The organism is Xanthomonas sp. WHRI 1810A (assembly GCF_040202885.1).
Lineage (GTDB): Bacteria > Pseudomonadota > Gammaproteobacteria > Pseudomonadales > Pseudomonadaceae > Aquipseudomonas.
The window spans coordinates 225,132-249,116 of sequence record NZ_JBEGED010000005.1 but is presented as its reverse complement, the minus strand read 5'-3'; the positions used below and the strand labels follow the sequence as shown (position 1 = coordinate 249,116).

General features: G+C 61.6%; 19 protein-coding genes, 3 tRNA genes and 1 riboswitch. Of the genes, 21 read left to right on the top strand and 1 reads right to left on the bottom strand.

Features of this window, described 5'->3' with window-relative positions; translation table 11 throughout:
* Window positions 1-414: 414 nt before the first annotated feature.
* From acs to astE, 14 genes are all read left to right on the top strand, one after another.
* Complete coding sequence (gene acs / locus ABQX22_RS10450; RefSeq protein WP_349799141.1) at window positions 415-2,370, top strand: acetate--CoA ligase; 1,956 nt, start codon at window positions 415-417, stop codon at window positions 2,368-2,370.
* Between the two features lie 1,030 nt (window positions 2,371-3,400).
* Complete coding sequence (locus tag ABQX22_RS10445) at window positions 3,401-4,177, top strand: ABC transporter substrate-binding protein (protein ID WP_349799139.1); 777 nt, start codon at window positions 3,401-3,403, stop codon at window positions 4,175-4,177.
* Window positions 4,178-4,265: 88 nt separating this feature from the next.
* The gene (locus tag ABQX22_RS10440) at window positions 4,266-4,955 is read left to right on the top strand and encodes an ABC transporter permease (RefSeq protein WP_349799137.1); all 690 of its coding nucleotides are present in this window, start codon (window positions 4,266-4,268) and stop codon (window positions 4,953-4,955) included.
* Window positions 4,952-5,650, top strand: a complete 699-nt coding sequence (locus tag ABQX22_RS10435) for an ABC transporter permease (RefSeq protein ID WP_349799136.1) — start codon at window positions 4,952-4,954, stop codon at window positions 5,648-5,650. The genes ABQX22_RS10440 and ABQX22_RS10435 overlap by 4 nt, the downstream gene beginning before the upstream one ends.
* Window position 5,651: 1 nt before the next feature.
* Window positions 5,652-6,764 carry a succinylglutamate desuccinylase/aspartoacylase family protein gene (locus tag ABQX22_RS10430; RefSeq protein WP_349799134.1) on the top strand — a complete coding sequence of 371 codons (1,113 nt, stop codon included), beginning with the start codon at window positions 5,652-5,654 and terminating at the stop codon, window positions 6,762-6,764.
* A gap of 51 nt (window positions 6,765-6,815) precedes the next feature.
* Complete coding sequence (locus ABQX22_RS10425) at window positions 6,816-7,580, top strand: ABC transporter ATP-binding protein (RefSeq protein ID WP_349799132.1); 765 nt, start codon at window positions 6,816-6,818, stop codon at window positions 7,578-7,580.
* A gap of 137 nt (window positions 7,581-7,717) precedes the next feature.
* Window positions 7,718-8,701, top strand: a complete 984-nt coding sequence (gene argR / locus ABQX22_RS10420) for a transcriptional regulator ArgR (protein WP_349799130.1) — start codon at window positions 7,718-7,720, stop codon at window positions 8,699-8,701.
* A 294-nt stretch (window positions 8,702-8,995) separates the two neighbouring features.
* Window positions 8,996-10,216, top strand: coding sequence for an aspartate aminotransferase family protein (locus ABQX22_RS10415; RefSeq protein WP_349799129.1), 1,221 nt, complete (start codon window positions 8,996-8,998; stop codon window positions 10,214-10,216).
* 166 nt (window positions 10,217-10,382) lie between these two features.
* Window positions 10,383-11,414, top strand: a complete 1,032-nt coding sequence (aruF, locus tag ABQX22_RS10410) for an arginine/ornithine succinyltransferase subunit alpha (RefSeq protein ID WP_349799127.1) — start codon at window positions 10,383-10,385, stop codon at window positions 11,412-11,414.
* A 102-nt stretch (window positions 11,415-11,516) separates the two neighbouring features.
* The gene (gene astA / locus ABQX22_RS10405) at window positions 11,517-12,542 is read left to right on the top strand and encodes an arginine N-succinyltransferase (protein WP_349799125.1); all 1,026 of its coding nucleotides are present in this window, start codon (window positions 11,517-11,519) and stop codon (window positions 12,540-12,542) included.
* Entirely contained in the window at window positions 12,542-14,014 is a 1,473-nt protein-coding gene (astD, locus tag ABQX22_RS10400; RefSeq protein ID WP_349799123.1) for a succinylglutamate-semialdehyde dehydrogenase, read from the top strand. The genes astA and astD overlap by 1 nt, the downstream gene beginning before the upstream one ends.
* A 153-nt stretch (window positions 14,015-14,167) precedes the next feature.
* Complete coding sequence (astB, locus tag ABQX22_RS10395) at window positions 14,168-15,514, top strand: N-succinylarginine dihydrolase (protein ID WP_349799122.1); 1,347 nt, start codon at window positions 14,168-14,170, stop codon at window positions 15,512-15,514.
* 57 nt (window positions 15,515-15,571) lie between these two features.
* Window positions 15,572-15,859, top strand: a complete 288-nt coding sequence (locus ABQX22_RS10390; RefSeq protein ID WP_349799120.1) for a hypothetical protein — start codon at window positions 15,572-15,574, stop codon at window positions 15,857-15,859.
* Window positions 15,860-15,874: 15 nt separating this feature from the next.
* Window positions 15,875-16,882 carry a succinylglutamate desuccinylase gene (astE, locus tag ABQX22_RS10385; RefSeq protein WP_349799118.1) on the top strand — a complete coding sequence of 336 codons (1,008 nt, stop codon included), beginning with the start codon at window positions 15,875-15,877 and terminating at the stop codon, window positions 16,880-16,882.
* Window positions 16,883-17,011: 129 nt separating this feature from the next.
* Here the strand turns inward: astE and ABQX22_RS10380 are convergent, their stop codons facing one another.
* Window positions 17,012-17,524, bottom strand: coding sequence for a 6,7-dimethyl-8-ribityllumazine synthase (locus ABQX22_RS10380; RefSeq protein WP_349799116.1), 513 nt, complete (start codon window positions 17,522-17,524; stop codon window positions 17,012-17,014).
* A 127-nt stretch (window positions 17,525-17,651) separates the two neighbouring features.
* Window positions 17,652-17,811: riboswitch (FMN riboswitch) on the bottom strand.
* A gap of 187 nt (window positions 17,812-17,998) precedes the next feature.
* Between ABQX22_RS10380 and ltaE the strand changes: the two genes are divergently transcribed.
* The 7 genes from ltaE to ABQX22_RS10345 all read left to right on the top strand — a co-directional run bounded on the left by ltaE (window position 17,999) and on the right by ABQX22_RS10345 (window position 23,983).
* Entirely contained in the window at window positions 17,999-19,003 is a 1,005-nt protein-coding gene (ltaE, locus tag ABQX22_RS10375) for a low-specificity L-threonine aldolase (protein WP_349799114.1), read from the top strand.
* Window positions 19,004-19,146: 143 nt separating this feature from the next.
* Entirely contained in the window at window positions 19,147-21,765 is a 2,619-nt protein-coding gene (alaS, locus tag ABQX22_RS10370; RefSeq protein WP_349799112.1) for an alanine--tRNA ligase, read from the top strand.
* A 94-nt stretch (window positions 21,766-21,859) separates the two neighbouring features.
* Window positions 21,860-23,092: an aspartate kinase gene (locus ABQX22_RS10365; RefSeq protein ID WP_268800244.1), complete on the top strand. Its 1,233-nt coding sequence runs from the start codon at window positions 21,860-21,862 to the stop codon at window positions 23,090-23,092.
* A gap of 176 nt (window positions 23,093-23,268) precedes the next feature.
* Window positions 23,269-23,457, top strand: coding sequence for a carbon storage regulator CsrA (csrA, locus tag ABQX22_RS10360; protein WP_002554426.1), 189 nt, complete (start codon window positions 23,269-23,271; stop codon window positions 23,455-23,457).
* A 62-nt stretch (window positions 23,458-23,519) separates the two neighbouring features.
* Window positions 23,520-23,610 (top strand) — tRNA-Ser (locus tag ABQX22_RS10355).
* Window positions 23,611-23,716: 106 nt separating this feature from the next.
* Window positions 23,717-23,793 (top strand) — tRNA-Arg (locus tag ABQX22_RS10350).
* Window positions 23,794-23,909: 116 nt separating this feature from the next.
* Window positions 23,910-23,983 (top strand) — tRNA-Arg (locus tag ABQX22_RS10345).
* Window positions 23,984-23,985 lie beyond the last annotated feature (2 nt).

Genomic DNA, 23,985 nt, shown 5'->3' with positions numbered 1-23,985 from the left:
CTGGTCGGCAGGGTGCACAAAACCCGGGTGGGGGCTCTGCGTGGTACGGAGTTCGTACTTGATCAAGTTGCTGTATCAACACCCCGTTAGAGGGGCTCTTAGTTGATAACTGTTTGCCTTGTTGGCGAGAGCGATTCTATGCCCCTGGGCTGGATTCATATAGAAACGGTTTTGATAAACACTGTTGAGCGAATGGGTAACAATCGCCGAGTGCGTTGTGCTAGTGGTGGGCTGGCGATCGGGAATCTAGTGCGGTGATCGCAGTCCCATCAACAGGCGACCCCGAGCCAGAGCCGTTCAGCGCCTGGGCCGGGTATGCTGGCAAACGGTAAGACCATCGTCGAATGGCCTTTGTAGCCCTCGCCGGATACAACTGGGCCATAAAACAACAACATATCCACCGAGGTAAGAAAGATGAGTGCGGCTTCCCTTTACCCCGTCCGCCCCGAAGTTGCAGCGACCACGCTGACAGACGAGGCGACCTACAAGGCCATGTACCAGCAGTCGGTGGTCAACCCCGATGGATTCTGGCGTGAGCAGGCCCAGCGCCTGGACTGGATCAAGCCATTCACCACCGTCAAACAGACCTCGTTCGATGACCACCGCGTCGACATCAAGTGGTTTGCCGACGGGACACTGAACGTCTCCTACAACTGCCTCGACCGCCACCTGGCCGAGCGCGGGGATCAACTGGCAATCATCTGGGAAGGCGACGACCCTTCCGAAAGCCGCAACATCACCTACCGCGAACTGCACGAAGAAGTCTGCCAGTTCGCCAACGCCCTGCGCGGCCAGGATGTGCATCGCGGCGACGTCGTCACCCTTTACATGCCCATGATCCCGGAAGCGGTGGTCGCGATGCTGGCCTGCGCCCGCATCGGTGCGATTCACTCGGTGGTGTTTGGCGGCTTCTCGCCAGAAGCCCTGGCCGGCCGCATCATCGATTGTAAATCCAAAGTGGTGATCACCGCTGACGAAGGCCTGCGCGGCGGCAAGAAAACCGCCATGAAAGCCAACGTCGACCGCGCCCTGACCAACCCTGAAACCGCCAGCGTGCAGAAGGTCATCGTCTGCAAACGCACCGGCGGCGACATCGAGTGGAACCGCCATCGCGACATCTGGTACCACTCGCTGCTGGAAGTGGCCTCGACCACCTGCGCGCCGAAGGAAATGGGCGCTGAAGAGTCGCTGTTCATCCTTTATACCTCCGGCTCTACCGGCAAACCCAAAGGCGTGCTGCACACCACCGCCGGCTACCTGCTGTACGCGGCGCTGACCCACGAACGCGTGTTCGACTACAAACCGGGTGAAATCTACTGGTGCACTGCGGACGTCGGCTGGGTCACCGGCCACAGCTACATCGTCTACGGCCCGCTGGCCAATGGCGCGACCACGCTGCTGTTCGAAGGCGTGCCGAACTACCCGGACATCACGCGCCTGTCGAAGATCATCGACAAGCACAAGGTCAACATCCTCTACACGGCACCTACCGCCATCCGCGCGATGATGGCCGAAGGCACCAAATCCGTGGAAGGCGCCGACGGTTCGAGCCTGCGCCTGCTGGGTTCGGTGGGTGAGCCGATCAACCCGGAAGCCTGGAACTGGTACTACAACACCATCGGCAACAAGAACTGCCCGATCGTTGATACCTGGTGGCAGACCGAAACCGGCGGCATCCTGATCAGCCCGTTGCCCGGCGCCACGGCCTTGAAACCGGGCTCGGCGACGCGTCCGTTCTTCGGCGTGATCCCGGCGCTGGTGGACAATCTGGGCAACCTGATCGAAGGCGCGGCCGAAGGCAATCTGGTGATTCTGGATTCCTGGCCGGGCCAGTCGCGCACCTTGTATGGTGACCACGACCGGTTCGTCGACACCTACTTCAAGACCTTCCGCGGCATGTACTTCACCGGCGACGGCGCCCGTCGTGACGAAGACGGCTACTACTGGATCACCGGCCGTGTGGACGACGTGCTCAACGTGTCCGGCCACCGTATGGGCACGGCGGAGATCGAAAGCGCCATGGTCGCCCACCCGAAAGTCGCCGAAGCGGCAGTGGTCGGTGTGCCGCATGACCTGAAGGGGCAGGGCATCTACGTCTACGTCACCCTGAACGGCGGCGAAGTGCCGGACGAGGCGCTGCGCATCGAGCTGCGCAACTGGGTACGCAAGGAAATCGGCCCGATTGCCTCGCCGGACGTGATTCAGTGGGCCCCGGGCCTGCCCAAGACCCGCTCCGGCAAAATCATGCGCCGTATCCTGCGCAAGATCGCCACCGGCGAGTACGACGCCTTGGGCGACATTTCCACCCTGGCCGACCCCGGCGTCGTGGCCCACCTGATCGAAACGCACAAGACCATGAACGTCGCTTAAGCCGCAACGCAAAAACAACGCCCCGCCCGGTGAAAGCCGGGCGGGGCGTTTTTTTTTGGCTGGCGATTACCTTTGTTGGAGCGAGGCTTGCCCGCGAAGGCTGGACACAGGGTGGCCAGACCGACGCAAATCCCTGTAGGCGCATTTGGTTGATCGCTCCCACGCTCTGCGTGGGAACGAATCCCCGGACGCTCTGCGTCCCGATGACGCGGAGCGTCATGCACGGCATTCCCACGCGGAGCGTGGGAACGATCATCCCTATACGTCAATCGCGAGCAAGCTCCCTCCCACCAGGTATTGATCGTTCCCACGCTCTGCGTGGGAATGAATCCCCGGACGCTCCGCGTCCCTTTGACGCGGAGCGTCATGCGCAGCATTCCCACGCGGAGCGTGGGAACGATCAACTGTCTGGGGATGCCACTGTTTTTCGGCGGGATGAATTCCCGTGGGAGCGAACCTGTTCGCGAAGAGGTCAGTACAGGCACTGCATCCGTCGCCTGACCCATCGCCTTCGCGGGCAAGCCTCGCTCCAACAGGAAGGCATCTGATCGTCCCCACGCTCTGCGTGGGGATGAATCCCCGGACGCTCCGCGTCCCTTTGACGCGGAGCGTCATGCGAAGCATTCCCACGCGGAGCGTGGGGAACGATCAGCCATATGCTTCAATCGCGAGCAAGCTCCCTCCCACACGGGGATAGGTCGCCGACGGTTGGGCGTTCCCGGATTTGCCTCTTGCCCGGACTTTGCCAATAATGCGCGCGCTTTGCTGTGTAAAGGTGCGCCTCACCGCGGGCTCATGAATCAAATGAGCTGTCAATCAGGCTGATCGGCTTTCCCGGTGCTTGTGTAACTAGTTGTCGCCTGGGAGAAATATCGACTTCAGGCCTGCCGCTAAAATGCCGATCGCGCGCGTACGGCATGTCGAACCCGGTTCGAGTGCACCTGGCGTCGCCACCACAGATCTTCCTTCTGCACATTGAGCGTCTCGCTCACTCTGCCACTTGTCGTGCTGTACCGATGGAGTCTCACCCATGAAAAAGCTCATGCTTCTTGGCGCACTGGCGCTGACCGTGTTGGCCCAGCCAGTCTTCGCTGATGAAAAGCCTCTGAAGATCGGCATCGAAGCGGCGTACCCTCCGTTCGCTTCGAAAGCGCCGGACGGCACGATCGTCGGTTTCGACTACGACATCGGCAACGCGCTGTGCGATGAGATGAAAGTCAAATGCACCTGGGTCGAGCAAGAGTTCGACGGCCTGATCCCTGCACTCAAGGTGCGCAAGATCGACGCCATTCTGTCTTCGATGTCCATCACCGACGACCGCAAGAAATCCGTCGATTTCAGCAACAAGTACTACAACACCCCGGCACGCCTGGTGATGAAGCAGGGCACCGTGGTCAGCGACAGCCTGACCGAACTCAAGGGCAAGAACATCGGCGTGCAGCGTGGTTCGATCCACGAGCGTTTCGCCAGGGAAGTCCTCGCGCCGCTGGGCGCAGAAATCAAGCCGTACGGCTCGCAGAACGAAATCTACCTGGACATCGCCGCCGGTCGCCTGGATGGCACCGTGGCTGACGCAACCTTGCTGCAGGACGGCTTCCTCAACACCGATTCGGGCAAAGGCTACGCGTTCGCAGGTCCCGCCTTTACTGACGTGAACTACTTCGGTGATGGCGTCGGTATCGCTGTGCGCAAGGGCGATAAAGCCAACCTGGACCGTATCAACGCGGCCATCGTGGCGATTCGTGCCAATGGCAAGTACAAGGCCATTCAGGACAAGTACTTCAACTTCGACATCTACGGTCAGTAAGCCTGCTCAGGCAGGTCATGGCGCAGGCAGCAGGGCGACAGCCGGCTGACTGCGCCATTTTCATTTCCACGCGAAAGGGCCAAACATCATGTTGAAAGGCTACGGGGCCGTCATCCTCGACGGTGCATGGCTGACCTTGCAGCTCGCCCTGTCCTCCATGGCACTGGCCATCGTCCTCGGTCTGATCGGCGTGGCACTGCGCCTGTCGCCGGTGCGCTGGCTGGCGTGGCTGGGCGACCTGTATTCCACGGTCATTCGCGGCATTCCCGATCTGGTCCTGATCCTGCTGATCTTCTACGGCGGCCAGGACCTGCTCAATCGCGTCGCGCCGATGCTGGGCTACGACGACTACATTGATCTGAACCCCCTGGCCGCCGGTATCGGCACCCTGGGGTTCATCTTCGGCGCCTACTTGTCGGAAACCTTTCGCGGCGCCTTCATGGCCATTTCCAAGGGTCAGGCCGAAGCGGGCATGGCCTATGGCATGAGCGGGACTCGCGTGTTCTTCCGCATCCTCGTGCCGCAAATGATTCGCCTGGCCATCCCCGGGTTTACCAACAACTGGCTGGTGCTGACCAAGGCCACCGCGCTGATTTCAGTGGTCGGTCTGCAAGACATGATGTTCAAGGCCAAGCAGGCAGCGGACGCCACCCGCGAGCCGTTCACCTTCTTCCTCGCGGTCGCGGCGATGTACCTGATCATCACCAGCGTGTCGCTGCTGGCCCTGCGTTTCCTTGAAAAACGCTACTCCGTTGGCGTAAGGGCGGCAGACCTATGATCTTCGACTACAACATGGTCTGGGAAAACCTGCCGCTGTACTTCGGCGGCCTGCTGATCACCCTGAAACTGCTGGCGATCTCGCTGTTCTTCGGTTTGCTGGCGGCGCTGCCGCTGGGGCTGATGCGGGTCTCGAAAGTGCACTGGATCAACTTCAGCGCCTGGCTGTACACCTACGTGATTCGCGGCACGCCAATGCTGGTGCAGCTGTTTTTGATTTACTACGGGCTGGCGCAGTTTCAGGCTGTGCGCGACAGCTTCCTGTGGCCGTGGCTGTCCAGCGCCACGTTCTGCGCCTGCCTGGCCTTTGCCATCAACACCAGCGCCTACACCGCCGAAATCATCGCTGGCAGCCTGAAGGCCACGCCCGCCGGTGAAATCGAGGCGGCCAGGGCCATGGGCATGTCGCGCTCGAAGATGTACCGGCGGATTTTGTTGCCCTCGGCCTTGCGTCGCGCGCTGCCGCAGTACAGTAATGAAGTGATCATGATGCTGCAGACGACGAGTCTGGCGTCCATCGTGACCCTGATCGACATCACTGGGGCGGCCCGTACGGTCAATGCCCAGTTCTATCTGCCTTTCGAGGCGTATATCACCGCAGGGGTTTTCTACCTGTGCCTGACCTTCATTTTGGTGCGACTGTTCAAGCTGGCCGAACGCCGCTGGCTGAGCTATCTCGCGCCGAGGAAGCACTGATATGCAACGCATCGATCATGTTTTGCCGTGGAACACCCTCGGTACCGAACGCCAGCTGAGCGTTTTCCGCTTTGGCACGGGCGAGCGCAAGGCCTACATCCAGGCCAGCCTGCACGCCGATGAACTGCCCGGCATGCGCACCGCCTGGGAGCTGAAGAAACGCCTGATCCAGCTCGAAGAGGAAGGCCTGCTCAACGGCGTCATCGAATTGGTGCCGGTGGCCAATCCCATCGGTCTGGGCCAGTTGCTGCAAGGCGCCCATCAAGGGCGTTTTGAATTCGGCAGCGGCAAGAACTTCAACCGCGATTTCTCGGAGCTGAGCGAGCCGGTGGCCGAACGGCTCGAAGGCCAGCTGGGCGATGACCCCCACGCCAACATCCAGCTGATCCGGCAGACCATGGCCTCGGTGCTTGAGCAATTGCCGCCGGCCGCCAGCCAGCTGCAGGGCTTGCAGCGCTTGCTGTTGAGCCATGCCTGCACCGCCGACATCGTCCTCGACCTGCATTGCGACGCCGACGCCGCGCTGCACATGTATGCCTTGCCACAGCATTGGCCGCAGTGGCGTTCATTGGCGGCGCATCTGGATGTGCGGGTCGGTCTGCTGGCTGAGGATTCCGGCGGCAGCTCCTTCGACGAAGCCTGCTCGCTGCCGTGGCTGCGCCTGTCGCGTCGCTTCCCCGAGGCGCAGATTCCCCTGGCGTGCCTGGCGACCACCCTCGAACTGGGCGGGCAGGCCGACACCGGACAGCTCGAAGCCCAGGCCCACGCCGAAGGCATCCTGGCGTTCCTCGCCGAACAAGGGCTGATCAGCGGCGACTGGCCAAAACCCGAGAGCGAGGCCTGCGACGGCGTGCCGTTCGAAGGCACCGAGTTGCTCTACGCGCCGCACCCGGGTGTGGTGACCTTTCTGCGCCAGGCCGGCGATGTGGTTGAAGTCGGTGAGCCGCTGTTCGAGGTGATCGATCCCCTGTCCGACCGGGCCACTACGGTGTGTGCCGGGACGGCGGGCGTGTTGTTCGCCATCGAGCGCCTGCGTTACGCCCAGCCGGGTTTCTGGCTGGCCAAAGTGGCAGGGCGTACCGCGCTGCGTCAGGGTCGCTTGCTCAGTGACTGATTTGTTGTGAGACCCGAAGCTGTGAAAACCGAAAGCCTGAGAACCGAAAGCATGAACAAACTGGAAATCCAGGACCTGCATAAACGCTACGGCAGCCACGAGGTGCTCAAGGGCGTTTCGCTGACGGCCAAGGCAGGCGATGTGATCAGCATCATCGGCTCCAGCGGGTCAGGCAAAAGCACGTTCCTGCGCTGCATCAACCTGCTGGAGCAGCCCCATGCCGGCCGCATCCTGCTGAACAACGAAGAGCTCAAGCTGGTTGCCACCAAAGACGGCAGCCTGAAGGCGGCCGACCCCAAACAGCTGCAGCGCATGCGTTCGCGGTTGTCGATGGTGTTTCAGCATTTCAACCTGTGGTCGCACATGACCGCGCTGGAAAACATCATCGAGGCGCCGATGCACGTGCTCGGTCTGTCGAAGAAGGACGCCCTGGAAAAAGCAGAGCACTACCTGGCCAAGGTCGGCGTTTCCCACCGTAAAGCGGCGTATCCGGGGCACATGTCCGGTGGCGAGCAGCAGCGGGTGGCGATTGCCCGTGCGCTGGCGATGGAGCCGGAAGTCATGCTGTTCGACGAACCGACCTCGGCGCTGGACCCGGAGCTGGTGGGCGATGTGCTCAAAGTCATGCAGGCCCTGGCGCTGGAAGGCCGGACCATGGTCGTCGTGACCCATGAAATGGGCTTTGCCCGGGAAGTGTCGAATCAGCTGATCTTCCTGCACAAGGGCGTGGTCGAAGAGCGGGGCGACCCGCGCCAGGTGCTGGTCAATCCTCAGTCCGAGCGCTTGCAGGGCTTCCTGTCGGGCAGCCTCAAGTAGTGAGTGACGGTGCCTTTTGCGCGGGAACAGGTCATGCTGCGCATCGATTCTGCTGACGACATGACCTGGCTGGACCTGATTAGCTCAAGCGCGTCGGCGTTTGACCCACCTTTGCGACATGCTCCGGACTTCACGCCATGACTGCCCATCGAATAGGTTTTCTCATCTGGCCCAGCACCAAAGCCCTGACGTTGGCGCTGGCCGAGGAAGCCTTGCGTGTTGCCCAACGGGTCCATCCGGAAGTGGTGTACGAGCTGTCGTTTCTGCAGGCCGAGCCTCCGGTGGAAGGCGCCGCCTGGCAATTGCCGGGCGAACCCTGGACCGGGCGGCTTGAGGGCTGTCAGAAGATTTTCCTGCTGGCCGACGAGCCGCCGGCACCGATGTCTTCGGCGCTGAGCAGCGCGCTCAAGCAAGTGGTGCGGGCCGGTTGCGTCATCGGTGGTTTGTCCGCCGGCGTCTACCCGCTGGCGCAGCTGGGTTTGCTCGACGGTTATCGCGCGGCGGTGCACTGGCGCTGGCAGGACGATTTCGCCGAGCGTTTCCCCAAGGTCATCGCCACCAGCCATTTGTTCGATTGGGACCGCGATCGTCTGACGGCCTGTGGCGGGATGTCGGTGCTGGACCTGTTGCTGGCGGTGCTGGCCCGTGATCACGGCGCCGAACTGGCGGGCGCGGTCTCGGAAGAACTGGTGGTGGAGCGGATTCGCGAAGGCGGCGAGCGCCAGCGGATTCCGTTGCAGAACCGCTTGGGGTCCAGCCACCCGAAGCTGACCCAGGCGGTGCTGTTGATGGAAGCGAACATCGAAGAACCGCTGACCACCGATGAAATCGCCCAGCACGTGTGCGTCTCCCGTCGTCAGCTGGAGCGCATCTTCAAGCAATACCTCAATCGCGTGCCGAGCCAGTACTACCTTGAGCTGCGCCTGAACAAGGCCCGGCAAATGCTGATGCAGACCAGTAAATCGATTATCCAGATCGGCCTGTCGTGCGGTTTCTCGTCGGGGCCACACTTCTCCAGCGCCTACCGCAATTTCTTCGGCGCCACCCCGCGTGAAGACCGCAACCAGCGGCGCAGCAGCAGCCCGTTCGAATTGTCCCCGGTGTCGGCCGAGCGGGGGTGAATCCGGTTTGCGGCCTTCATCTGTAGGAGCGCGCTTGCCCGCGAAGGCGTTAGGTCACCCAATGCATCTTTATCGCCTGATCAATCTTTCGCGGGCAAGCGCGCTCCTACAGGCCTGCAACGTTTAAACTGCGCCATTGCGACCCTATTTGTCGCATTGCTGAAAGCCACGGAAAAAGCCGGGTAGGCGCTGTAAGAAGTTGTCGCCTGGCGACAAGGCCCGGTCGAAAACTGACCCTACAATCCTTTCCATCGCTCGCCCGTTCAGGCGGGTGTTACTCTTCAGGAGACTCCGATGTCCGTTGAGCAAGCTCCGGTGCAACGCGCCGATTTCGACCAGGTGATGGTCCCCAACTACGCCCCGGCCGCTTTCATTCCTGTGCGCGGTGCCGGTTCCCGGGTCTGGGATCAGTCGGGTCGTGAACTGGTCGATTTCTCCGGTGGCATCGCCGTCAACGTGCTGGGTCACTGCCACCCGGCACTGGTCAACGCCCTGACCGAACAAGGCAACACCCTGTGGCACGTGTCCAACGTCTTCACCAACGAGCCGGCCCTGCAACTGGCGCGCAAGCTGGTGGATTCGACGTTCGCCGAACGCGTGTTTTTCTGTAACTCCGGCGCCGAAGCCAACGAAGCCGCGTTCAAGCTGGCCCGCCGTGTGTCCCACGACCTGTACGGCACCGAGAAGTATGAAATCGTCGCGGCCATCAACAGTTTCCACGGCCGCACCCTGTTCACCGTCAGTGTCGGTGGCCAGCCGAAATATTCCGATGGTTTCGGCCCGAAAATCACCGGCATTTCCCACGTTCCGTACAACGACCTCGAGGCCCTGAAGGCCGCCGTCACCGACAAGACCTGCGCGGTGGTGCTCGAGCCGATTCAAGGCGAAGGCGGTGTGTTGCCCGCTGACCTGTCTTACCTGCAAGGCGCCCGCGAGCTGTGCGATCAGCACAACGCGCTGCTGGTGTTCGACGAAGTGCAGAGTGGCATGGGCCGCAGCGGCCATCTGTTCGCCTACATGCACTACGGCGTAATCCCCGACATTCTTTCCAGCGCCAAGAGCATCGGCGGCGGCTTCCCGATGGCGGCGATGCTGACCACGGAAAAACTGGCCAAGCACCTGTCTGTCGGCGTCCACGGCACCACGTATGGCGGCAATCCGCTGGCGTGCGCGGTGGGTAACGCGGTGATGGACGTGGTCAACACCCCTGAAGTGCTGGCCGGTGTGAACAGCAAGCACCAGCAGTTCCGTACCCGTCTGGAAAAAATCGGCCAGCAGTACGGCGTATTCACTCAAGTGCGTGGCCTGGGTCTGCTCATCGGTTGTGTGCTGACCGAGGCCTGGAAAGGCCGCGCCAAAGACATCTTCAATGCTGCCGAACACGAAGGCGTGATGGTGCTTCAGGCCGGTCCCGACGTCATTCGTTTCGCGCCGAGCCTGGTGGTGGAAGACGCCGACATCGAAGAAGGCCTGAACCGCTTCGAGCGTGCGGTGGCGAAGTTGACTGCTGCCTGATCGGCGACACCGAACTGTAGGAGCGCGCTTGCCCGCGATGGCGTTGTGTCAGGCGTTCAATGTGTCACAGGCAGATCGCAATCGCGGGCAAGCGCGCTCCTACAGATGCTGTCTTAAATTTTTTTGCCGGTCATCCAGACCGGGTTTTTTCTCTAGGAGTGACACCATGCTGGTGATGCGCCCCGCGCAAATGGCTGATCTGCCCGAGGTTCAACGCCTCGCTGCCGACAGCCCGATTGGTGTCACGTCCTTGCCCGATGACGCTGGCCGATTGAGCGACAAGATTGCCGCGTCGGAAGCCTCGTTTGCCGCCGAAGTCAGTTTCAATGGTGAAGAAACCTACTTCTTCGTTCTGGAAGACCTCGACACGGGCCTGCTGGTGGGGTGCTCGGGCATCGTCGCCTCCGCGGGCTATTCCGAGCCCTTCTACAGCTTTCGCAACGAAACCTTCGTTCACGCCTCCCGCGAGCTGAAGATCCACAACAAGATTCACGTCCTGTCCCAGTGCCACGACCTCACCGGCAACAGCCTGCTGACCAGCTTTTACGTGGTCCGGGAACTGGTCGGCACCACGTGGTCGGAACTCAACTCCCGGGGTCGCCTGCTGTTCGTCGCCGGCCATCCCGAGCGCTTCGCCGATTCAGTGGTGACCGAGATCGTCGGCTACAGCGATGAGAACGGCGACTCACCGTTCTGGGACGCCATCGGCCGTAACTTCTTCGACCTGAACTACGCCGAAGCCGAGCGCATTTGCGGCCTGAAAAGCCGGACCTTCCTCGCCGAACTGATGCCGCATTACCCGATCTACGTGCCGCTGTTGCCGGACACCGCTCAGGAAGCCATGGGCCAGGTGCACCCGCGGGCGCAGATCACCTTCGACATCCTCATGCGCGAAGGCTTCGAGACCGATCATTACATCGACATCTTCGACGGCGGCCCGACGCTGCATGCGCGGGTGTCGGGTATCCGTTCCATTGCCCAGAGCCGGGTGGTGCCGGTCAAGGTCGACGCTGTCAACAACGGTGATGCGGTCAAGGGCGGGCGTCCATATCTGGTGGCCAACGGTCAGTTGCAGGACTACCGCGCGGTGTTGCTGGAACTGGACTGGGTGCCCGGCAAGCCGGTCACGCTGAGTGTCGCGGCGGCCGAAGCCTTGGGCGTGGGTGAAGGCGCCAGTGTGCGCATCGTCGCGGTTTGACAGGTTGATTACCGCTGTCCGGTGGCTGAAGACCAGCACGGAAAGCGGATCGCAAGTTAGCGAGTTTCGCCGGTCCCCAAGCGGGCCGGTTGAGGAGAAAGCATGATCGTTCGTCCCGTACGCAGCAGTGACCTGCCGGCCCTGATCGAGCTGGCGCGCAGCACCGGCCCCGGCCTGACCACGTTGCCCGCCAACGAAGAGCGGCTGGCGCACCGGGTCGGCTGGGCCGAAAAGACCTTCCGGGGTGAAGCCGGTCGCGGCGACGCCGATTACCTGTTTGTCCTGGAAGACGACGATGAGCGGGTGGTGGGCATCTCCGCCATTGCGGGCGCCGTCGGCCTGCGCGAGCCCTGGTATAACTACCGCGTGGGCCTGACGGTCAGCGCCTCGCAAGAACTGAACATCTACCGCGAGATTCCGACGCTGTTTCTGGCCAACGACCTGACCGGCAACTCCGAGTTGTGCTCGCTGTTTCTGCGGGATGACGCCCGCACCGGCATGAACGGCCGTCTGCTGTCCAAGGCGCGGATGCTGTTCATCGCTGAATTCCCTGAGCTGTTCGGCGCCAAGATCATCGCCGAAATGCGCGGCATGTCCGACGAGCACGGCCATTCGCCGTTCTGGGAAAGCCTGGGCCGGCACTTCTTCAAGATGGAATTCAGCCAGGCCGATTACCTGACCGGGGTCGGCAACAAGGCGTTCATCGCCGAGTTGATGCCCAAATTCCCGCTGTACACCTGCTTCCTGTCGGAGGCGGCGCGCAACATCATCGGTCGCGTGCACCCCAGCACTGAACCGGCGCTGACCATGCTCAAGGGCGAAGGCTTCAGCTATCAGGGCTACGTCGACATCTTCGACGCCGGCCCGGCCATTGAATGCGAAACCAGCAAGATTCGCGCGGTCCGTGACAGCCAGCCGCTGGTGTTGGCGGTGGGCACGCCGGGCGACGACGCGACGCCGTTCCTTATCCACAACCGCAAGCGCGAAGACTGCCGCGTGACTGCGGCGCCTGCCCGGTTCGCCGCCGGTACGCTGGTGGTAGCGCCGCAGACCGCCAAGCGCCTGCGCCTCAGTGCCGGCGATCACGTGCGGGCGGTGCCATTGTCCCCGGCCCGGGAGGGTATCTGATGAACACGCTGTATATCGCCGGCGCCTGGCAGGCCGGCCAGGGTGAAGGTTTTGACTCGCTCAATCCGGTCACGCAACAGGTGGTCTGGTCCGGCCAGGGCGCCAGCGCCGGGCAAGTGGACGCGGCTGTGGTTGCCGCGCGTCAGGCGTTTCCTGCCTGGGCCAGTCTGTCGCTGGAAGCGCGGATCGGCGTGCTGGAAACCTTCGCCGTCAGCCTCAAAGATCATGCCGCTGAACTGGCCCGTTGCATCGGTGAGGAAACCGGCAAGCCGCTGTGGGAATCGGCCACTGAAGTGACCAGCATGGTCAACAAGGTGGCGATTTCGATCCAGAGCTATCGCGAGCGCACCGGTGAGAAGAGCGGCCCGCTGGGCGACGCCAACGCGGTGTTGCGGCACAAACCCCATGGCGTGGTGGCGGTGTTCGGTCCGTACAACTTTCCGGGGCATCTGCCCAACGGGCACATCGTCCCGGCGCTGCTGGCGGGTAACGCCGTGGTGTTCAAACCCAGCGAACTGACGCCCAAGGTCGCCGAGCTGACGGTCAAGTGCTGGATCGAAGCCGGGCTGCCTGCGGGCGTGCTCAACCTGCTGCAAGGCGGGCGTGAAACCGGCATCGCATTGGCGGCCAATCCGGGCATCGACGGGCTGTTTTTCACAGGATCGAGCCGCACCGGCAATGCGCTGCATCAGCAATTCGCGGGTCGTCCGGACAAGATCCTGGCACTGGAGATGGGCGGTAATAACCCGCTGATCGTCGACCAGGTGCAGGACGTCGAGGCGGCGGTGTACACGGTGATTCAGTCAGCGTTCATCTCGGCCGGTCAGCGCTGCACCTGCGCCCGTCGTCTGCTGGTGCCGGAAGGCGCGTGGGGTGATGCGTTTCTGACGCGCCTGGTGGAGGTGACGGCCACGATTCAGGTCGGCGCCTTCGATCAGCAGCCGGCGCCGTTTATGGGCTCGGTGATTTCCCTGGGCGCTGCCCGAGCATTGCTCGACGCCCAGGAATTGTTGCTGGCCACCGGCGCTATCCCGCTGCTGGAAATGACCCAGCCCGCTTCGGATTCAGCGTTGCTGACGCCGGGCATTCTGGACGTGAGTGACGTCAGTGATCGCCCGGACGAAGAGCTGTTCGGGCCGCTGTTGCAGGTTATCCGCTACGCTGACTTCGAGGCGGCGATCACCGAGGCCAACGCCACGCAATACGGCTTGGCGGCGGGTTTGCTGTCCGACTCACAGGCGCGTTATCAGCAGTTCTGGCTGCACAGCCGGGCCGGTATCGTGAACTGGAACAAACAACTGACCGGCGCGGCCAGCAGTGCGCCGTTTGGCGGGGTAGGTGCTTCGGGCAATCATCGGGCCAGCGCGTATTACGCGGCGGATTATTGCGCGTACCCGGTGGCGTCGCTGGAGGCCGAAAAGCTGACCCTGCCGGCGAGCCTGACGCCTGGGATCACGATGGCGCGTGACTAACACCTGTAGGAGCGCGCTTGCCCGCGAAAACGGATGTACATCCGCCACAGATCTGTTGGCAGATACGACGACATCGCGGGCAAGCGCGCTCCTACAACGCCTGATTGCACATGAAACAGATGTTTATAAAAACAGATCCACGGAGCCTCACCGATGAAATCCTGTGAAGTCAATTTTGACGGTCTAGTGGGGCCTACCCATAACTACGGCGGACTGTCGTACGGCAACGTCGCTTCCCAGAGTAACTGCCAGCAAGCGTCCAACCCGCGCGAGGCCGCCCTGCAGGGGCTGGCCAAAATGAAAGCGCTGATGGACATGGGCTTTACCCAGGGCGTGCTGGCACCACAGGAGCGCCCCGACGTCGCCGGCCTGCGCCGACTGGGCTTTAGCGGCACCGACGCGCAGGTCATCGAGCGCGCAGCCCGGCATGACATGCCGCTGCTGGTTGCCAGCTGCTCGGCGTCGAGCATGTGGGTGGCCAATGCCGCCACCGTCAGCCCCAGCGCCGACACCGCCGACGGTCGCGTGCATTTCACCGCCGCCAACCTCAACTGCAAATACCACCGCAGCATCGAGCACCCGACCACCAGCCGCGTGCTGGGCGCGATGTTCGCCGATCAGCAGCACTTCGCCCATCACGCCGCCTTGCCTGCCGTCGCTCAGTTCGGTGACGAAGGCGCCGCCAACCACACGCGGTTTTGCCGTAACTACGGCGAAGCCGGCGTCGAGTTCTTCGTCTTCGGTCGCAGCGCGTTCGACACCCGTTACCCCGCGCCGCAGAAGTACCCGGCGCGCCAGACCCTGGAAGCCTCACAAGCCGTGGCGCGTCTGCACGGCCTGAGCGAGGACGGCGTAATCTACGCGCAGCAGAACCCGGCAGTGATCGATCAAGGCGTGTTCCATAACGACGTGATCGCGGTGGGCAACGGCGAGGTGCTGTTCTATCACGAGGATGCGTTTCTTCACACCGAGCAGATGCTGGCCGAACTGAGTGAGAAACTCGGCCGGCGGGGCGGGCGCTTTCAGGCGATCTGCGTGCCGCGCAGCGAAGTGGCGGTGGAAGACGCCGTGCGCTCCTACCTGTTCAACAGCCAGCTGTTGCTGCGCCAGGACGGGTCGATGCTGCTGATCGTGCCCGAAGAATGCCGTGGCAATGAGCGGGTGTGGCACTACTTGCAGCGCCTGACCTCAGGCCAGGGCCCGATCCGCGAGGTCAAGGTCTTCGACCTCAAGCAAAGCATGCAGAACGGCGGTGGTCCGGCATGCCTGCGACTGCGCGTCGCACTCAACGAAACTGAACTGGCGGCGGTCAATCCCGGCGTTATTATGACCGCCCCGTTGTACGACACCCTCACGCAGTGGGTGGACAAGCACTATCGCGACCGCATGAGCGAGACCGATCTGGCCGATCCGCAACTGCTGCTCGAATGCCGCACGGCGCTGGATGAACTGACCCGGCACCTCAAGCTGGGCGCGGTCTATCCTTTCCAAATCAATTGACGTACTCCGGGCTACGCGCAGCGCGCTGCCGCCCGGCCTTAAAGAGAGAGTAATGCTATGACCGACGCCCTGCGTTTGATCCTTGAAGACACCGATGGCACCCAGCTGGAAACCTCCTGCACCCGCGTTGCCGTCCTCTGGCAGGGCAAGGAAGTGTGGATTCAGCAAGACGGCCGTGGGCAGCTGCTGATCGGCGTCGACGTGGAAGAAGGCGACGCTGAATACGCCAACTTGCTGTTGCGCCCGTTGGCCACCAATCTGGTCAGCCTGCAACTGGAAATGGAGCCGGCTGACATGGGCGACGACGAAGAGCACGTTCACGGCGCCGATTGCGACCACGATTAAGCAGGAATCCAGCCCATGCTCGCCCTCGGTAAATTGCTTGAACTGACCCTGGCAGGTGACGAACCCGCTGAAAAGATCCAGCTGACCGGCGACGGCGTGCGCCTGCACTGGTTGACCGAGGGCGCCCTTGAGGTCACACCGGCCGAGGGGCGGGACAACGGCAGCGACCTGCTGTTTTCCGCCGGGATCCACGGTAATGAGACCGCCCCCATCGAGCTGCTGGATGAATTGATCCAATGTATCGCCCGCGGCGACCTCAAGCCGCGCGCACGCATTCTGTTCCTGTTCGGCAACCCCGAGGCCATGCGTCGTGGGGAGCGCTACATCGAGCAGGACGTCAACCGGCTGTTCAATGGCCGCCACTCCCACAGCCGCGGCGCTGAAGCCCTGCGCGCCGCCGAGCTTGAGCAACTGGCGTCGACCTTCTTCAGCGTGGCGGATCGCTCGCGCCTGCACTACGACCTGCACACCGCCATTCGTGGGTCGAAGATCGAGCAGTTCGCGTTGTACCCCTGGAAAGAAGGTCGTCAGCATTCGCGCCGCGAGCTGGTGCGTTTGCACGGGGCTGGCATGGAGGCGGTGCTGTTGCAGAACAAGCCGTCCATCGTGTTCAGCGCCTACACCTACGATGCGCTGGGGGCGGAGTCCTTCACTCTGGAGCTGGGCAAGGCGCGGCCGTTCGGGCAAAACCAGCAGGTCAATCTGACGCCGTTGAAGGCGTTGCTCAGCCACCTGATTCAAGGCACCGAGCCGCTGGTGGGCGATCAGATCGATGGCCTGAAGCTGTTCAGCGTCGCACGGGAGATCATCAAGCGCAGCGATGCCTTCACGCTCAACCTGCCGAACGATGTCGAGAATTTCACGCCGATGGAGAAGGGGTTCGTGCTGGCCGAAGACGCGTCCAGCTCACGCTGGATCGTCGAGGAGGAGGGCGCGCGCATCATCTTCCCCAATCCCAACGTCAAGAACGGGCTGCGGGCGGGGATCGTGATCGTGCCGACGACGGATGAGCAGTTGGGGTAGGTTTTCTTACTGGCAGATTGATCGTTCCCACGCTCCGCTTGGTAACGCCGGCCGTGGACGCTCCGCGTCCTTTGACGCAGAGCGTCAGGCAGTTCACTCCCACGCAGAGCGTGGGAGCGATCATGCCAATCAGCCCGCCACTTTGCGCTGCGCTTCTGCACGACGAATCGTGCGCAGCTTGCTCAAGGTATCCGCGCAGGTTTTTGCTGCTTCCTGGCCCTTGTGCACGAAGTGGTCGAAGAAGAATTTCTGGTGCTCTTCGCCCGCGTGGAAGTGGTGCGGGGTCAGGACCACCGAGAACACCGGGACTTCGGTTTCCAGCTGCACTTGCATCAGCGCGCTGATCACCGACTGCGCCACGAACTCGTGACGGTAGATGCCGCCGTCCACCACCAGGCCTGCGGCGACGATGCCGGCGTAATGGCCGGTATTGGCCAGCAGCTTGGCGTGCAGCGGGATTTCAAACGCGCCGCCGACTTCAAAGAAGTCGATGTCGCTTTCGGCGTAACCATGATTGGCCATTTCAGCGACGAACCCTTTACGGGCCTGATCGACAATATCCTTGTGCCAGCAGGCCTGGATAAACGCGACGCGCTCGTGGGTGTGGCTTTTGCTTTTGCTGTCGATTGCGGTGGGTTGCATCTGTTCTGACTCCTGTTTAATTAAAAAACAGGGCGCTTTGGATCGAAAGGGAGGCCAGTTTCGGTCGGCGGCCGAGCGAGCGTACTACGCCCGTTGCAGCGCTTTCGACACGATCCTGCAGTACTCATCCCGTTCTCTCTTCATCCGGACTATGACCGTCGGCCTCGGAATCACACCGAGTCTGCTGACCTTGCCTGAGCCATGAAGCCCAACCAAGCGCTCGCGGGCTAGACGCGTTGCGCGTCATTACCGCCGGTGGGGAATCGCACCCCGCCCTGAGAACGTTGCCGACAGTAATCGTTGCCGGCGGGCAGTTTTTATCACAGATTTCCAGATCATGCATGGACGCTTTCTGACAGTGAACCGGACTTTTTCTTATAACGAACCCTTGGCATTAAAGCCCGCTGCCTTGAATATCACCCCTTAAGGCCTCAACACAGAGGTAAGAAACTTTTCCTTCCCGGGAGCATCTTCGTGACGGCAATCGATCTGCGCAGCGACACAGTGACCCAACCCACCGCCGCCATGCGCGCAGCGATGGCCCTCGCCCCGCTGGGCGATGACGTGTACGGCGAAGACCCGACGGTCAACCGTCTGGAGTCCTGGCTGGCGGAGCGGCTGGGTTTTGCCGCGGCGTTGTTTGTCCCCAGTGGCACCATGAGCAATCTGTTGGGGCTGATGGCCCATTGCGAGCGCGGTGACGAATATATCGTCGGCCAGCAAGCGCACACCTATAAATACGAAGGCGGTGGTGCGGCGGTGCTGGGTTCTATTCAGCCACAGCCGCTGGACAATCAAGCCGATGGCTCACTGGACCTGAATCAGGTGTCGGCGGCGATCAAGGCCGATGACTTCCATTTCGCCCGCACCCGGCTGCTGGCACTGGAAAACACCATGCAGGGCCAGGTGCTGTCCCTGGAATACCTCGCCGCCGCGCGCAAACTCACCAGCGCCAAGGGCCTGCAATTGCACCTGGACGGCGCCCGTCTGTACAACGCGGCCGTCAAGCTGGGGGTGGACGCCCGTGACATCACCCGGCATTTCGATTCGGTGTCGGTGTGCCTGTCCAAGGGCCTCGGCGCGCCCATCGGTTCGGTGCTGTGTGGCACTCGGGAATTGATCGGCAAGGCGCGCCGCCTGCGCAAGATGGTGGGCGGCGGCATGCGTCAGGCTGGATTGCTGGCGGCGGCCGGGCAGTATGCGCTGGAGCATCAGGTCGAGCGTCTGGCCGAGGATCACGACAACGCGGCGTTCCTGGGCGACCGGTTGCGCGAGTTGGGGTTTGACGTCGAGCCGGTGCATACCAACATGGTCTACGTGCACATGGGCGAGCGGGCCGACGCGCTCAAGGCGTTCTGCGCCGAGCGCGGCATTACCTTGAGCGCTGCGCCGCGCTTGCGCATGGTCACCCATCTGAACGTCGATCGCGCGCAGCTGGAACAGGTGATCGCCGCCTTTGCCGCCTTCGGCGAGGCCTGAACGACCGATAATCCAATTGCTGATCTCTATCGAATAAACACGCTGTACCGAGCGTGCAACGCCTATATAATGCGGCCCTTTGCCGTCGCTACGTCGATGACGTTATGCATCTGCCTCTGGCCGCAGTTCCCGTGGAAGAACCTATGAAAAGCGCAGAAATCCGTGAAGCCTTCCTTCGCTTCTTCGAAGAGCAAGGCCACACCCGTGTAGCCTCCAGCTCTTTGATTCCGGGCAATGACCCCACCCTGCTGTTCACCAACGCAGGCATGAACCAGTTCAAGGACTGCTTCTTGGGTCAGGAAAAACGGGCCTACACCCGTGCCGTCAGCAGCCAGAAGTGTGTGCGCGCCGGTGGCAAGCACAACGACCTGGAAAACGTCGGCTACACCGCGCGTCACCACACCTTCTTTGAAATGCTGGGCAACTTCAGCTTTGGTGACTACTTCAAGCGCGACGCCATCACCTACGCCTGGACTTTCCTCACCGGCGTGCTGAACCTGCCCAAGGAAAAGCTCTGGGTCACGGTCTACGCGTCGGACGATGAAGCCTACGATATCTGGACCAAAGAGATCGGTGTCCCGGCCGAGCGCATGGTGCGCATCGGCGACAACAAAGGCGCGCCGTACGCCTCCGACAACTTCTGGACCATGGGCGATACCGGGCCGTGCGGTCCGTGCACCGAGATTTTCTACGACCACGGCGCCGACATCTGGGGCGGCCCGCCGGGTTCGCCGGAAGAAGACGGCGACCGCTACATCGAAATCTGGAACAACGTGTTCATGCAGTTCAACCGCACCGCTGACGGCGTGCTGCACCCGCTGCCAGCGCCGTCGGTCGACACCGGCATGGGCCTGGAACGCGTCAGTGCTGTCCTGCAGCATGTGAACTCCAACTACGAAATCGACCTGTTCCAGAGCCTGCTCAGCGCTGCCGCCAAAGCCATCGGTTGCAGCAACGACAATCAGGCGTCCCTGAAAGTCGTGGCCGACCACATTCGTTCGTGCGGTTTCCTGATTGCCGACGGCGTGTTGCCGTCCAACGAAGGCCGCGGCTACGTGCTGCGCCGGATCATTCGTCGCGCCTGCCGTCACGGCAACAAACTGGGCGCGACCGGCAGTTTCTTCTATCAGATCGTTGCAGCGCTGGTTGCCGAAATGGGCGACGCGTTCCCTGAACTGAAAACCCAGCAATCGCACATCGAGCGCGTGCTCAAGGGCGAAGAAGAGCAATTCGCCAAGACCCTGGAGCAGGGCCTGAAAATCCTCGAACAGGACCTGGCCGAGCTCAAAGGCACCGTGGTGCCGGGCGATGTGGTGTTCAAACTCTACGACACCTTCGGTTTCCCGATGGACCTGACCGGCGACATCGCCCGCGAACGCAACCTGACCCTCGACGAGGAAGGCTTCGAACGCGAAATGGACGCCCAACGGGTTCGCGCCCGTTCCGCCAGTTCGTTCGGCATGGACTACAACAGCCTGGTCAAGGTCGATGTCGCCACCGAGTTCACCGGTTACAAGGCCACTGCGGGCGATGCCAAAGTCGTCGCGCTCTATAAAGAAGGCATCGCGGTCGAGCAACTGAACGAAGGCGAGGACGGCGTCGTCATTCTTGACCAGACCCCGTTCTATGCCGAGTCCGGTGGCCAGATTGGCGACAGCGGCTATCTCACCGCAGGCGATGTGCGCTTTGATGTCAGCGATACCACCAAGACCGGCGGCGCGTTCCTGCACCACGGGGTTCAGGTGACGGGCAGCCTCAAGATCGGCGCTCAGGTCAGCACGCAGGTGGCGGCGGAAGTGCGTCAGGCCACGTCGCTGAACCACTCGGCGACCCACTTGCTGCACGCCGCGTTGCGCCAGGTGCTGGGCGACCACGTCCAGCAGAAGGGCTCGCTGGTCGACAGTCAGCGCCTGCGTTTCGACTTCAGCCACTTCGAGTCGATCAAGCCGGAGCAGATCAAGGCCCTGGAAGAGATCGTCAACGCCGAAGTGCGCAAGAACACACTGGTCGAAACCGAAGAAACCGACATCGAAACCGCCAAGAAGAAAGGCGCCATGGCGCTGTTTGGCGAGAAGTACGGCGACAACGTTCGCGTGCTGAGCATGGGCGGGGATTTCTCCGTCGAGCTGTGCGGCGGAATTCACGCCAATCGCACCGGCGACATCGCCCTGTTCAAGATCGTCAGCGAAGGCGGCGTGGCCGCCGGCGTGCGCCGTATTGAAGCGGTGACCGGCGCTGCGGCCCTGGCGTACCTCAACGGCGCCGAAGAACAACTCAAGGAAGCCGCGCTGCTGGTCAAAGGCAATCGCGACAACCTGCTGGACAAACTGGCGGCGGTCGTCGAGCGCAATCGTCTGCTGGAAAAACAACTGGAACAACTGCAGGCCAAGGCCGCCAGTGCGGCGGGCGACGATCTGTCGTCCTCTGCGGTGGACGTCAAGGGCGTCAAGGTTCTCGCTGCCCGTCTCGACGGTCAGGATGGCAAGGCGCTGTTGGCGCTGGTCGATCAGTTGAAGAACAAGCTCGGCCGCGCAGTGATCCTGCTCGGCAGTGTGCATGAAGACAAGGTCGTCCTCGTTGCCGGGGTAACCAAAGACCTGACTGGCCAACTCAAAGCCGGTGATTTGATGAAACAAGCGGCCGCCGCCGTGGGTGGCAAGGGTGGCGGTCGTCCTGACATGGCGCAAGGCGGTGGCGTTGATGCCACTGCACTGGACGCAGCGCTGGCGCTGGCGGTCCCGTTTGCCGAACAGGGTATTTAAGTCGACCGCCGGAACCCGCTGCAGGCCAGCGGGTTTCGACGTTTTAGGTCGAACACGTTTAATGGGCGCCCACACGGGCTGAGGCGGCTTTGAGATGGCTTTAATCGTACAGAAATTTGGCGGCACCTCGGTTGGCTCGGTCGAGCGCATCGAGCAGGTGGCCGACAAAGTCAAAAAATTCCGCGAAGCCGGTGATGACCTGGTGATTGTGCTTTCCGCCATGAGCGGCGAGACCAATCGCCTGATCGAGCTGGCGAAACAGATCAGTGATCAACCGGTTCCCCGCGAGCTGGATGTCATTGTGTCTACGGGCGAGCAGGTCACCATCGCGTTGTTGGCGATGGCGTTGATCAAGCGCGGTGTGCCGGCGGTTTCATACACCGGCAACCAGGTTCGTATCCTGACTGACAGCGCCCATAACAAGGCGCGAATCCTGCAGATCGACGATCAGAAAATTCGCGCCGATCTGAAGGCTGGCCGAGTGGTCGTGGTCGCCGGTTTCCAGGGTGTCGATGAAAACGGCAACATCACGACCCTGGGTCGCGGTGGTTCGGACACCACCGGCGTGGCACTGGCTGCCGCGCTCAAGGCTGACGAATGCCAGATCTACACCGACGTCGACGGGGTCTACACCACTGACCCCCGCGTGGTGTCGCAGGCTCAGCGCCTGGACAAGATCACCTTCGAAGAGATGCTGGAAATGGCCAGCCTCGGTTCCAAGGTGCTGCAGATCCGGGCGGTCGAGTTCGCCGGCAAATACAACGTCCCGCTGCGCGTACTGCACAGCTTCAAGGAGGGTCCGGGCACCCTCATTACCATCGATGAAGAGGAATCCATGGAACAGCCGATCATTTCTGGCATCGCGTTCAACCGCGACGAAGCCAAGCTGACGATCCGTGGCGTGCCAGACACCCCGGGCGTTGCGTTCAAAATTCTCGGGCCGATCAGCGGCGCGAACATCGAAGTGGACATGATCGTGCAGAATGTTGCGCACGATAACACCACTGACTTCACCTTCACCGTGCACCGCAACGACTACCAGGCTGCGCTGCAGGTGCTGGAAAACACCGCGTCCGAAATCGGCGCGCGTGAAGTCAAGGGCGATGCCAAGATTGCCAAGGTGTCCATCGTCGGTGTGGGCATGCGCTCGCATGCCGGTGTCGCCAGCCGCATGTTTGAATCCCTGGCCAAGGAAAGTATCAACATCCAGATGATTTCGACGTCAGAGATCAAGGTGTCGGTGGTCATCGAAGAGAAGTATCTGGAACTGGCCGTGCGTGCGTTGCACACCGCCTTTGAGCTGGACGCGCCTCGCCAGGGTGAGTAAAGCCTTCAAGAGGGGCGCGGTGTCTGTCTGCGCCCCTCGCAGTTTGATGTGCGCATGAAATTCGTTTCCCCGGCGCTCGTCAGTTTTCAGGCGTGACCTCTGCTGATTCTGGCTCGGGCCGCTGCCTGTCGTTATGCAGACTGTTGTCCCTGAATGTTAGTCATGAGGAGAAAGGCATGCTGATTCTGACTCGTCGCTGCGCAGAGAGCTTGATCATTGGTGATGGTGAAATCACTGTGACCGTGCTGGGCGTAAAAGGTAATCAAGTACGAATCGGTGTCAACGCGCCCAAGGAAGTGGCAGTCCATCGTGAAGAGATTTACCTGCGCATCAAGAAAGAGAAGGACGAGGAACCAAGCCATTAATTTTTATTGAATTTTCGGTTTGCAAACAGGGAAAAGGGTGGTTATTATACGCCCCGTGTTGCGGAGAGCTGGCCGAGTGGCCGAAGGCGCTCCCCTGCTAAGGGAGTACACCTCAAAAGGGTGTCGGGGGTTCGAATCCCCCGTTCTCCGCCATTATTTGCGTAGTACGTTGTTTCTGGCTTGATCCGTAAGTGCTTGAATTTACTGGAAAAAGCGCTTGACCAAAAGAATCGACGGCCTATAATGCGCGGCAACAAATGCACTCGTAGCTCAGCTGGATAGAGTACTCGGCTACGAACCGAGCGGTCACAGGTTCGAATCCTGTCGAGTGCACCATTTAAGAGTTGTTTATAGCGATATAAGCAACTACTTTGAAAGAGCCTGGCTTCAACAGGTATTAGCTTAACCGCTAATGTTTTACCCAGTGGCGATCTGGTTTAAAAGCACCATCTGCACTCGTAGCTCAGCTGGATAGAGTACTCGGCTACGAACCGAGCGGTCACAGGTTCGAATCCTGTCGAGTGCACC

Coding starts and splice junctions, on each gene's coding strand:
- acs (WP_349799141.1), top strand. CDS start 415: ATGAGTGCGGCTTCCCTTTACCCCGTCCGCCCCGAAGTTGCAGCGACC.
- ABQX22_RS10445 (WP_349799139.1), top strand. CDS start 3,401: ATGAAAAAGCTCATGCTTCTTGGCGCACTGGCGCTGACCGTGTTGGCC.
- ABQX22_RS10440 (WP_349799137.1), top strand. CDS start 4,266: ATGTTGAAAGGCTACGGGGCCGTCATCCTCGACGGTGCATGGCTGACC.
- ABQX22_RS10435 (WP_349799136.1), top strand. CDS start 4,952: ATGATCTTCGACTACAACATGGTCTGGGAAAACCTGCCGCTGTACTTC.
- ABQX22_RS10430 (WP_349799134.1), top strand. CDS start 5,652: ATGCAACGCATCGATCATGTTTTGCCGTGGAACACCCTCGGTACCGAA.
- ABQX22_RS10425 (WP_349799132.1), top strand. CDS start 6,816: ATGAACAAACTGGAAATCCAGGACCTGCATAAACGCTACGGCAGCCAC.
- argR (WP_349799130.1), top strand. CDS start 7,718: ATGACTGCCCATCGAATAGGTTTTCTCATCTGGCCCAGCACCAAAGCC.
- ABQX22_RS10415 (WP_349799129.1), top strand. CDS start 8,996: ATGTCCGTTGAGCAAGCTCCGGTGCAACGCGCCGATTTCGACCAGGTG.
- aruF (WP_349799127.1), top strand. CDS start 10,383: ATGCTGGTGATGCGCCCCGCGCAAATGGCTGATCTGCCCGAGGTTCAA.
- astA (WP_349799125.1), top strand. CDS start 11,517: ATGATCGTTCGTCCCGTACGCAGCAGTGACCTGCCGGCCCTGATCGAG.
- astD (WP_349799123.1), top strand. CDS start 12,542: ATGAACACGCTGTATATCGCCGGCGCCTGGCAGGCCGGCCAGGGTGAA.
- astB (WP_349799122.1), top strand. CDS start 14,168: ATGAAATCCTGTGAAGTCAATTTTGACGGTCTAGTGGGGCCTACCCAT.
- ABQX22_RS10390 (WP_349799120.1), top strand. CDS start 15,572: ATGACCGACGCCCTGCGTTTGATCCTTGAAGACACCGATGGCACCCAG.
- astE (WP_349799118.1), top strand. CDS start 15,875: ATGCTCGCCCTCGGTAAATTGCTTGAACTGACCCTGGCAGGTGACGAA.
- ABQX22_RS10380 (WP_349799116.1), bottom strand. CDS start 17,524: ATGCAACCCACCGCAATCGACAGCAAAAGCAAAAGCCACACCCACGAG.
- alaS (WP_349799112.1), top strand. CDS start 19,147: ATGAAAAGCGCAGAAATCCGTGAAGCCTTCCTTCGCTTCTTCGAAGAG.
- ABQX22_RS10365 (WP_268800244.1), top strand. CDS start 21,860: ATGGCTTTAATCGTACAGAAATTTGGCGGCACCTCGGTTGGCTCGGTC.
- csrA (WP_002554426.1), top strand. CDS start 23,269: ATGCTGATTCTGACTCGTCGCTGCGCAGAGAGCTTGATCATTGGTGAT.